General features: G+C 73.7%; 10 protein-coding genes. 2 read left to right on the top strand and 8 right to left on the bottom strand.

What is annotated here, in order from left to right:
• Positions 1-72: 72 nt before the first annotated feature.
• The 3 genes from VKA29_RS03155 to VKA29_RS03145 form a co-directional block, all read right to left on the bottom strand.
• Positions 73-978, bottom strand: coding sequence for an NAD kinase (locus VKA29_RS03155; RefSeq protein ID WP_324783592.1), 906 nt, complete (start codon positions 976-978; stop codon positions 73-75).
• Entirely contained in the window at positions 975-1,790 is an 816-nt protein-coding gene (locus VKA29_RS03150) for a TlyA family RNA methyltransferase (protein ID WP_324783591.1), read from the bottom strand. The genes VKA29_RS03155 and VKA29_RS03150 overlap by 4 nt, the downstream gene beginning before the upstream one ends.
• 69 nt (positions 1,791-1,859) lie before the next feature.
• A complete protein-coding gene (locus VKA29_RS03145) occupies positions 1,860-2,180 on the bottom strand; it encodes a hypothetical protein (RefSeq protein ID WP_324783590.1) in 321 nt (106 codons plus the stop codon).
• A 42-nt stretch (positions 2,181-2,222) separates the two neighbouring features.
• Between VKA29_RS03145 and VKA29_RS03140 the strand changes: the two genes are divergently transcribed.
• Positions 2,223-2,570 (top strand): sterol-binding protein, encoded by a 348-nt coding sequence (locus VKA29_RS03140; protein WP_324783589.1) that lies wholly within the window; start codon positions 2,223-2,225, stop codon positions 2,568-2,570.
• Positions 2,571-2,697: 127 nt separating this feature from the next.
• Here VKA29_RS03140 and VKA29_RS03135 read toward each other — a convergent pair whose 3' ends face one another.
• From VKA29_RS03135 to VKA29_RS03120, 4 genes are all read right to left on the bottom strand, one after another.
• Positions 2,698-3,585, bottom strand: coding sequence for an ABC transporter ATP-binding protein (locus VKA29_RS03135; protein WP_324783588.1), 888 nt, complete (start codon positions 3,583-3,585; stop codon positions 2,698-2,700).
• Positions 3,582-4,649 carry a FecCD family ABC transporter permease gene (locus tag VKA29_RS03130; RefSeq protein WP_324783587.1) on the bottom strand — a complete coding sequence of 356 codons (1,068 nt, stop codon included), beginning with the start codon at positions 4,647-4,649 and terminating at the stop codon, positions 3,582-3,584. The genes VKA29_RS03135 and VKA29_RS03130 overlap by 4 nt, the downstream gene beginning before the upstream one ends.
• Positions 4,646-5,689 carry a FecCD family ABC transporter permease gene (locus tag VKA29_RS03125; protein WP_324783586.1) on the bottom strand — a complete coding sequence of 348 codons (1,044 nt, stop codon included), beginning with the start codon at positions 5,687-5,689 and terminating at the stop codon, positions 4,646-4,648. Before VKA29_RS03125 ends, VKA29_RS03130 begins: the two co-directional genes overlap by 4 nt.
• 65 nt (positions 5,690-5,754) lie before the next feature.
• Positions 5,755-6,780 carry an HAD hydrolase-like protein gene (locus VKA29_RS03120; RefSeq protein WP_324783585.1) on the bottom strand — a complete coding sequence of 342 codons (1,026 nt, stop codon included), beginning with the start codon at positions 6,778-6,780 and terminating at the stop codon, positions 5,755-5,757.
• 72 nt (positions 6,781-6,852) lie between these two features.
• Here VKA29_RS03120 and VKA29_RS03115 point away from each other — a divergent pair, with 72 nt between their 5' ends.
• Positions 6,853-8,145, top strand: coding sequence for a DUF1015 domain-containing protein (locus tag VKA29_RS03115; protein WP_324783584.1), 1,293 nt, complete (start codon positions 6,853-6,855; stop codon positions 8,143-8,145).
• Positions 8,146-8,229: 84 nt separating this feature from the next.
• Here VKA29_RS03115 and VKA29_RS03110 read toward each other — a convergent pair whose 3' ends face one another.
• Entirely contained in the window at positions 8,230-9,006 is a 777-nt protein-coding gene (locus VKA29_RS03110; RefSeq protein WP_324783593.1) for a hypothetical protein, read from the bottom strand.
• Between the last annotated feature and the right edge of the window lie 773 nt (positions 9,007-9,779).

The raw sequence follows: 9,779 nt of genomic DNA, 5'->3' as shown, positions 1-9,779 counted from the left end.
CCGCCGAGTCCTACCAAGCAGCCGTCACCCTCGCAGCCCTGCTGATGTGGGCGTGACATTTGACGACAACTCCTAGTGCGGCGCTCCCCGCCACCCGGAGACCGGCAGCGCGAACTTCGCCACCAGCCGGTCGGTGAACGACGCGTGGTGCAGCCGGGCCAGCCGCACCGGCACGGCTCCTCGCCGCACCTCCACCCGCGCTCCCGGCGGCAGCTCCACCGTGCGCCGCCCGTCGCACCACAGCACGCCCGGCGGGACGTGCGGCAGCACCTCCACCGCGAGCACCGAGTCCGGCGAGGTCACCAGCGGCTTGGCGAACAGCGCGTGCGCGCTGATCGGCACCATCAGCAGCGCCTCCACCTCGGGCCACACCACGGGCCCGCCCGCGGAGAACGCGTACGCCGTGGACCCGGTCGGCGTGGACAGCACGATGCCGTCGCAGCCGAACCCCGTCACCGGCCGCCCGTCGATCTCCAGCACGACCTCGAGCAGCTTCTCGGCGGACACCTTCTGCACGGCGGCCTCGTTCAGCGCCCAGTCGGTGTGCACGATGTCGCCGTTGCGGTGGACGACGACGTCGATGGTCATCCGTTCCTCGACCTCGTACGAGCGGGTCACCACCCGGTCGACGACCTTGTCCAGGTCGTCCCGCTCGGCCTCGGCCAGGAACCCGACCCGCCCGAGGTTGACGCCGAGCATCGGCACCCCGGAGGCGCGGGCGAACTCGGCGCCGCGCAGCAGCGTCCCGTCACCGCCGAGCACGATCAGCAGCTCGCACCCGTCGAGGCTCTGCGGGGTCGCCTCCTGGACCAGCTCCACCTGGTCCGGCAGTGGCAGATCGCGCGCCTCGTACTCCAGGACACGCACGCCGATCCCCTCGCGCAGCAGCCCCTTGACCACCAGCTCGGCACTGCGGACGGCCGCGGGCCGCCCGGTGTGGGCGAGCAGGAAAACAGTACGAGCTCGGTTCTGTGTCAACGCGGCCCCTCCGCCACTGCACGGTCAACGTCGGCCGGGTCCAGCTCGGGTGCGCCGGACCGCAGCCAGAGAAAGTACTCGACATTTCCCGACGGCCCGGGCAGCGGACTGGCGGTGACGCCCCGCACTCCGAGCCCGAGCTCCCACGCCTTCTCGGCCACGCCCCGCACGGCCTCCGCCCGCAGTTGCGGGCTGCGCACGACTCCCCCGCTGCCGAGCCGTTCCTTGCCCACCTCGAACTGCGGCTTCACCATCATCACCAGGTCGGCGTCCGGCTTCGCGCACCGCACCAGGGCGGGCAGCACCAGGCCGAGCGGGATGAAGGACAGATCCCCCACGACAAGATCCACAGGCTCCCCATCGATCGCTTCGAGCGTCAACTCGCGTACGTTCGTACGGTCCTTGACGGTGACGCGTTCATCGCTCCGCAGGGTCCAGGCGAGTTGTCCGTATCCGACGTCGACGGCGACGACGTGCGCGGCTCCCGCCCGCAGCAGCACGTCGGTGAACCCTCCGGTGGACGCGCCGGCGTCCAGCGCCCGCCGGCCCTCGACGGCCAGCCCCTGCGGCACGAACACCTGCAGCGCGCCGGCGAGCTTGTGGCCGCCGCGGGAGACGTAGTCGGGGTCTGCGTCGTCGGCGGCCACGACGATGGCGGCCGCGGTCTCCACCTGCGTGGCGGGCTTGGTCGCGACGGTCCTGCCGACGGTGACGCGCCCGGCGGTGATCAGCTGGCTGGCATGCTCACGCGAGCGCGCGAGCTTGCGGCGGACCAGCTCCGCGTCGAGACGGCGGCGTGCGACTCCTGCCACGGTGGGTTCAGCTCCTGTTCCCGTACGACGATCGAAAAGTGTGAAGAAGGTGCGACCCGTAGCGTCTCATTACGGAGCGGTGGCCGGGTGCGGGGTGGGGGCCGGGTGACCGGTGGGGGCCGGCGGTCCCGGGCGGGCGTCGAGCGCGGTGAGCGCGTCCCGCAGCCCGCGGTGTACATCCTCGTACACCTCCACGTGTCCGTCCGTCGCCAGGTGGTCGGCGTCGGCCAGCCGTTCCAGCAGGGCGTCGACCTCGGCGTTGCCGGTCGGGGTGCGGGGCACGTTCAGCGGGGCCGGGGCGGCGGGGCCGTCCCCGGGCCCGCCCGGGGGCTCGGCCCGGCCCTCGGCCTCGCGCGCCGGATCCTCGCGCTCCGCGGCTGTCTCGCTCATGCCCAGACGCTACCGCGAAGCCCTGCGGTACGGTCGATGCCGATGGCCACGATCGAGGAGTGCCGTGCCGCACTCGAGAAGCTCTCCGACAACATGCAGCACGCCGAGGGTGACGTCCGCTCGGCCACGGCCATGGAACGGTCGGTCAGCTGCCACATGACCGACCTGGACGTCACCTTCGCCGGCCGGCTCACCGGCGGCCGGATCGAGGTGCGTGAGACCCTGCAGGGGCCGCCGCGCGAGCGGGCCGAGATACGGCTGAGCATGACCGGCGACGACCTGGTCGCGCTGGTCGACGGCGAGCTGCACTTCGCCAGGGCCTGGGGCGCGGGGCGGGTGAAGCTGGACGCCGGCCTGCGCGACCTGTTCCGCCTCAGGAAGCTGCTGTAGCCGGGGCCTGACCGCGGCTCCCGGCCCGTCCGCAGCACCTGCGTCCCCTCACCGGCTCCCCCAGCGGCTCCCCCAGCGGCTCCTCACCGGCCTCTCACCGGCTCCGCAGCGGCTCTGAGGCCCGTTCTCAGCTTCTGGTCCCCGCCCGGCCCCCGTCCCGGCCGGGGTCCCCGGCCGCCACCGCACGCGCGCGTGCCCTCCGCGCCGCCGGCACCACCAGCGGCGTCCCGGTCTCCGGGTCGTCGACGACCTGGCAGCGCAGCCCGAAGACCTCCTCGACCAGCCCGGCGGTGACGACGTCCCGCGGCGCGCCCTCGGCGACGACCCGCCCGTCGCGCAGGGCGACGAGGTGGGTGGCGTACCGGGCGGCGTGGTTGAGGTCGTGCAGCACGGCGACCAGGGTGCGGCCCTGTTCCTCGTGGAGTTCGGCGCACAGGTCGAGGACGTCGATCTGGTGCTGGATGTCCAGGTAGGTCGTCGGCTCGTCGAGCAGCAGCAGCGGGGTCTGCTGGGCGAGCGCCATGGCGATCCACACCCGCTGCCGCTGTCCTCCGGAGAGCTCGTCGACGTACCGGTCGGCGAGTTCGGCGACCCCGGTCCGCGCCATGGACTCGCGGACGACCCGCTCGTCCTCGTCCGACCACTGGCGCAGGATGCCCTGGTGCGGGTAGCGGCCGCGGCCGACCAGGTCGCCGACGGTGATCCCGTCGGGCGCGATCGACGACTGCGGCAGCAGACCGAGCGTCCGCGCGACCTTCTTCGCCGGCATCGACTGGATGACCTGCCCGTCCAGCAGCACCCGACCCTGGCTGGGCCTGAGCATCCGCGACAGGGCGCGCAGCAGCGTGGACTTGCCGCAGGCGTTCGGGCCGACGATGACGGTGAAGGAGTGGTCGGGGATCTCCACCGAGAGCTGCTCGGCGATGACGCGCTGGTCGTAGGCGAGGGTGACGTCCTGGGCGGACAGGCGGTTCACGGTGCTCCTTCGGGTGGTGTCGTACGCCGAGCCGCTCATATCCGGCCCGCCCTGCGCTCGCTGACGAGGAGCCACAGCAGGTAGGCCCCGCCCAGGACTCCGGTGACCACGCCCACCGGCAGCCGGCCGGCGCCGAAGGCCCGCTGCGCGGCCCAGTCGGCGGTGACCAGGAGGGTGGCGCCCATGCACAGGGACGGCAGCAGGTTCGGGCCGGGGACGGGGGAACCTCCCGCGCCCTTGAGGCAGCGGGGGAGGGTCAGCCGCCGGGCGAGCTGCGGCGCGGTCAGCGCGACGAAGGCGACGGGGCCGGCCGCGGCGGTGGCGGTGGCGGTGAGCAGGACGGCGGCCAGCAGCAGCGCCCGGACGCGTTCCACGCGCACGCCGAGGGCGTTCGCCACGTCGTCGCCCATCTCCATCATCCGCAGTCCGCGCGCACCCGCCAGGACCAGCGGAACCAGCACGGCGCACAACCCGAGCAGCGGCCAGACCTGGTCCCAGTCGCGGCCGTCGAGGGAGCCGGTCATCCAGACCACCGCACGGGCCGCGTCGACGATGTCGGAGACGGTCAGCAGGTAGCCGTTGACCGCGGTGACGACGGCGGACACGCCGACGCCGACCAGGACCAGCCGGTAGCCGTGCACGCCGCGTTTCCAGGCGAGCAGGTAGAGGGCCAGCCCGGTGGCCAGTCCGCCCACCAGCGCGCCCAGGGTGACCTGGGCCGCGCTCCCGGAGAACAGCACGATCACCGTGAGCGCCCCGGCCGTCGCCCCCTGCCCGAGGCCGAGCACGTCCGGACTGCCCAGCGGGTTGCGGGTGACGGCCTGGAACAGCGCGCCGCCGAGCCCGAGCGAGGCGCCGACCAGGAGCCCGACGAGGACCCGCGGCAGCCGCAGTTCCCTGACGATGAACTCCTGCCCCGCGCTGCCGTTGCCCAGCAGCGTCTTCAGCACGTCACCGGCCGGGATCGGGTAGTCGCCGGTGCCGATCAGCGCGACGGCCGCGGTGAGCGCGGCGAGCAGCAGCAGGACGACGACGGTGACGGCGCGGACGTCCAGACGCAGCGAGATCCCGCCCGGAGCCCTCAGCACGCGTTGGGTCTTCACAGGTGCGCCGTCCTCCGCCGTCGTACCAGCAGGATGAAGACCGGGCCGCCGACGATCGCGGTGACGACGCCGACCTGGAGTTCCGAGGGCCGGGCCACCACGCGGCCGACGACGTCGGAGCCGAGCAGCAGCACGGGCGAGAGGATCGCCGCGTACGGCAGGATCCAGCGCAGGTCGGGTCCGGTGAAGGACCGCACGACGTGCGGGACCATCAGTCCGACGAACACGATCGGCCCGCACGCGGCGGTCGCCGCCCCGCACAGCACGGTGGCGGCGAGCATGGCCAGCGCCCGGGTGCGGTCGACGTCGGCGCCGAGCGCCTTCGCGGTGTCGTCGCCCATGGCCAGCGCGTTGAGCGGGCGGGCGAGCACGAGGGCGAGGAGCGTTCCGGCCGCGAGGAACGGCAGCACCTGAAGGACGGTCGAGTCCGTCGCGGCGGACAGCGAGCCCACCGTCCAGAAACGCATCCTGCCCAGCGCCGCCCGGTCCATGATCATCACGGCCTGCAGATAACCGTAGAGGGCGGCGCTGATCGCGGTGCCGGCCAGCACCAGCCGCACCGGAGTGGCGCCCCGGCTGCCGCCCAGGAACCACACCAGCGCCCCGACCGCGGCCGCGCCGAGGAAGGCGAACCACACGTAGCCGGTCAGCGAGGTGACACCGAGATACGTGATGGCGGTGACGACCGCGGCGGAGGCGCCGGCGTTGATGCCGAGCAGTCCGGGATCGGCCAGCGGGTTACGGGTGAGCGCCTGCAGCACGGCCCCGGACAGGCCGAGCGCGGCGCCCGCCAGCAGCCCGAGGAGGGTCCGCGACAGCCGCTCGTCCACGACGACGTCGCCGTACGTCCCCGTGGCCCGGAACAGCCCGTGCCAGACCTGATCCGGGCTCAGCTCCTTCGCGCCGATGGCGATGCTCGCCAGTGCGACGAGCACCAGGACCGCCGCTGACACGAGCAGCCCGACGGCGCGTACCGCCCGGCGGGTGGGGGGCGCGGGGGCGGTGTCCGCGCGCTGTTCGGGAAGACCGTCGACCAACACGCAGTTAGGTTAGTCTACCCTCACATCTTCCTCGTGCGGTCGCGGCTCTGCGCTTCGGCCTCGGCTCACAGGCCCAGCCGGGCCAGCGCCTTCCCCGGGTCGAGCGGGCACACGCCGTCCCCGGCCGCCGTCCAGGCCGCGGCGCACAGGGCACGCAGTCCGTCCAGGGCCTCGCCGTCGCCGTCCAGTTCCAGCTCCGTACCCGCGGTCGCCGTCCAGCCGCCGCAGCGGAACCCGTCGCCCGCCTGCGTGACCTCCGGCTGCCCGGTGAGCAGCCCACGCAGGTCCGCGTCGACGTAGGTCGGCCGGTGCCGCGGCGGCGCGGCGAGGAGCCGCGCGCCGTCGGTCACGCCGGTCAGCACGAGCAGCGAGTCGACCTCTCCGTTGAACGCGCCCTCGATGTCGGTGTCCAGGCGGTCCCCGACCACGAGCGGCCGCTCGGCGCCGGTGCGCAGGATGGTCTCCCGGTGCATCGGAGGCAGCGGCTTGCCCGCGACCTGCGGCTCGGCGCCGGTCGCGATCCGGACGACCTCCACCGCGGCCCCGTTGCCCGGGGCGATCCCGCGTGCGCCCGGAATGGTCAGGTCGGTGTTGGAGGCGTACCAGGGCACCCCGCGCGCGATGGCGTAACAGGCTTCCGCGAAACGCCCCCACGGCAACTCGGGCCCCCCGTAGCCCTGTACGACCGCGACCGGATCGTCGTCCGCCGACTCGACCGGCTGGAGTCCCCGCTCCCGCAGGGCGACCCGCAGCCCGTCCCCGCCGATCACCAGCACCCGCGCCCCCGACGGCACCTGTTCGCTGATCAGCCGTGCGACCGCCTGGGCGGAGGTGATGACGTCGTCGGCGCCGGCCGGTATCCCCAGCTCGGTCAGGTGGCCGGCCACCGCGTCCGGGGTGCGCAGCGCGTTGTTGGTGACGTACGCCAGGTGCATCCCGCCCGCGCGGGCCGCGGCCAGCGACTCGACGGCGTGCGCGATCGCGTTCCCGCCCGCGTACACCACTCCGTCCAGGTCGAGCAGCGCCGTGTCGTACGCCTCGCTCAGGGCCTGCCCACTGGCCTCGGGCTTCGTCCTGACGCTCTGGCTCATTCCACATCGCTCCTCGTTCGCTCGCTTTCCCCCGATCATCCCGCATGCCGCCGACACACGTACGATGCCGGGATGAACTCTGCAGGTCACTCGGAAGCGACGGTGCCCCGGGGCCTCGAACTCACCCCGTTCAGAGGCCTGCGGTACGACCCCGACCGGGTCGGCAGCCTGGCAGCCGTGACGTCCCCTCCCTACGACGTCGTGGTCCGCCCCGACGGCCTGCACCACCTCCAGGACGCCGACCCGCACAACATCGTCCGCCTGATCCTTCCCCAGGCCACCACCCCCGACGCCCGGAACGAACAGGCCGCCGACACCCTGCGCCGCTGGCTCGCCGAGGGCGTCCTGACCGCCGATCCGGAACCCGGTCTGTACGTCTACGAGCAGCGGGACGGCAACGGCATGCTGCAGCGGGGAGTCATCGGTGCCCTGCGCGTGTCGGACCCGGCGGAGGGCGTGGTCCTGCCGCACGAGGACGTGATGCCGCACGTGGTCGCGGACCGCGCGGCCCTGATGCGGGCGACCTCCGCGAACCTCGAACCGCTGCTGCTGACCTACCGCGGCGACGGCGCGACCGCGGCCACCACCGGGCTCGTCGAGCGCACCGCGCAGCAGCCCCCGCTGCTCGCCACCACCACCGAGGACGGCTTCGCGCACCGCCTGTGGTCGGTCACCGATCCCGCCGAGGTGGCCCGCGTCCAGTCCGACCTGGCCCGGCACCAGGCCCTGATCGCCGACGGCCACCACCGCTGGGCGACGTACCGCCGTCTACGCGCGGAGCATCCTTCCCCCAGCCCGTGGGACTACGGCCTGGTCCTGCTGGTCGACACGGCCCGCTATCCGCTCCGGGTCCGTGCCATCCACCGCCTGCTGCACCACCTGCCGGTCCCCGACGCGCTCGCCGCCCTCGACGGTCTGCTCCGCGTACGGCACCTGGACGTGCCCCTGCCGCAGGCCCTGGACGCCCTCGCCGACGCGGCCCGCGAGGGCAACGCGTTCCTGCTCGCCGGCGACGGCTCCTTCCATCTCGTCGACCGCCCGGACCCCGGTCTCCTCGCCCGTACGGTTCCCGCCGACCGCCCCGCCGCCTGGCGCACCCTGGACGCGACGGTCCTGCACGCCGCCCTCCTCGACCACGTCTGGCGCGTCCCCGGGGACTCCCCGGACCGCGTCGCCTACATCCACGACCCGGCGGCCACGGTGGAGAAGGCCGAACGTGACGGCGGAACGGCCGTCCTGATGCACCCGGTCCGCGAGGAGGTCGTCCGCGACCTGGCCCGCCAGGGTGTGACGATGCCCCGGAAGTCGACGTCCTTCGGCCCGAAGCCCGCGTCGGGTCTGGTGCTGCGCGCGCTGGAACTCTGACGGGTGCGACGGGTCTGAAACGGCGGAGGGCGGGACCCCCTCAGGGGATCCCGCCCTCCTTTCACGCGCGGACGCCGACGGGCGTCAGTCGTCGTCGCCGTCCTCCTCCGAGGCCGCCTTCGGAACGTCTTCCGCGCCCGCTCCCTCGCCCTGGCTCTCGCTGCCGCCCCCGGTCTCGCTCTCGTCGAGGGCGTCGACGAACTCGACCCCGTCCAGCTCGGCGAGCCGGTCGGAGGCGTCCGTGCTGCCGTCCCGGTCGGCCTCGACGGCCTTGGCGAACCACTCCCGTGCCTCGCCCTCCCGGCCGACGGCGAGCAGCGCGTCCGCGTACGCGTACCGCAGCCGCGCGGTCCACGGCTGCACGGAGTTGGAGGCGAGCTCGGGGCTCTGCAGCGTCACTATGGCCGCGTCCAGCTGGCCGAGGTCACGCCGGGCGCCGGCCGCGACGAGCCGCATCTCGACCTGGCCGGCCTTGTCGAGCTTGTTCACCTCGGGGGCGCCGGCCATGTCCAGCGCCTTCTCCGGCCGTCCGAGCCCGCGTTCGCAGTCGGCCATGACCGGCCACAGCTCCACGGAACCGGTCATCCGCCGCGCGGCCCGGAACTCGGCGAGCGCCTCGCCGTATTTCTGGTTCGCGTAAGCGGCGAATCCGGCGGCCTCTCGGACGGCGGCCACACGCGAGGCGAGCCGCAGCGCCACCCTGGAGTAGCCGTAGGCGCCCTCGGGGTCCTCGTCGATGAGCCGCGCGACCATCACCAGGTTCCTGGCGACGTCGTCCGCGAGCGTCTTGGGCAGGCTCTGCAGCTCCTGCCGTACGTCCTTGTCGATCTCGTCGCCGGTGACGTCCTCGGGGATGGGCAGCCGCTTGATCGGCTCCCGGTCGCGGTCACGGCTCCGGTCGTCCTGGAAGCGGCCGCCGCCACGCCGGTCGTCACGGCCCCGGAAGCCACCGGGACGGCCACCGCGGTCGTCGCGCCGCGGCCCACGGTCGTCACGGCCCCGGAAGCCACCGCGCTCGCCGGCGCGGCTGTCGTCCCGCCGGAAGCCCCCGCGGTCCCCGCCGCGGTCCTCACCGCGCCGCTCGTCCCGCCGGAAGCCGCCCCGGTCACCACGGTCGTCCCGGCGGAAGCCGCGATCCCGGTCGTCGCGGCGGAAGGAGGGACGGTCGCCCCGGTCACCACGGTCATCGCGACGCGGACCGCGGTCACGGTCGTCACGCCGGGCGAAGCCGCCGCGGTCGCCCTCGCGCCGGTCGTCACGACGGTCGTCACGGCGGAAACCACCACGGTCACCGCGGTCATCGCCCCGCCGGTCCTCACGGTGGCCGTAACCACCACGGTCGTCACGGCGCCCGTAGCCGCCACGGTCGTCGTCCCGACGCTCGCGACGCTCACCACGGTCGTCACGGCGGTAGGAGGGACGCTCGCCCCGGTCACCACGGTCGTCACGACGGAACGAAGGACGCTCGCCCCGATCGTCACGACGCGGCCCCTGATCACGGTCGTCACGACGGAAGGAAGGACGGTCGCCCCGGTCACCACGGTCATCGCGACGGAAGGAGGGACGCTCGCCCCGGTCACCACGGTCGTCACGACGGAACGAAGGACGCTCGCCCCGATCGTCACGACGCGGCC

The sequence above is a fragment of the Streptomyces sp. H51 genome (assembly GCF_035656535.1).
GTDB lineage: Bacteria > Actinomycetota > Actinomycetes > Streptomycetales > Streptomycetaceae > Streptomyces.
This window is presented reverse-complemented; position numbering and strand designations above follow the sequence as displayed.

Bases quoted from the DNA above. Each gene is read 5' to 3' on its own strand.
- VKA29_RS03145 (WP_324783590.1), bottom strand. From the start codon at position 2,180: ATGAGCGAGACAGCCGCGGAGCGCGAGGATCCGGCGCGCGAGGCCGAG.
- VKA29_RS03120 (WP_324783585.1), bottom strand. From the start codon at position 6,780: ATGAGCCAGAGCGTCAGGACGAAGCCCGAGGCCAGTGGGCAGGCCCTG.
- VKA29_RS03115 (WP_324783584.1), top strand. From the start codon at position 6,853: ATGAACTCTGCAGGTCACTCGGAAGCGACGGTGCCCCGGGGCCTCGAA.
- VKA29_RS03135 (WP_324783588.1), bottom strand. From the start codon at position 3,585: ATGAGCGGCTCGGCGTACGACACCACCCGAAGGAGCACCGTGAACCGC.
- VKA29_RS03140 (WP_324783589.1), top strand. From the start codon at position 2,223: ATGGCCACGATCGAGGAGTGCCGTGCCGCACTCGAGAAGCTCTCCGAC.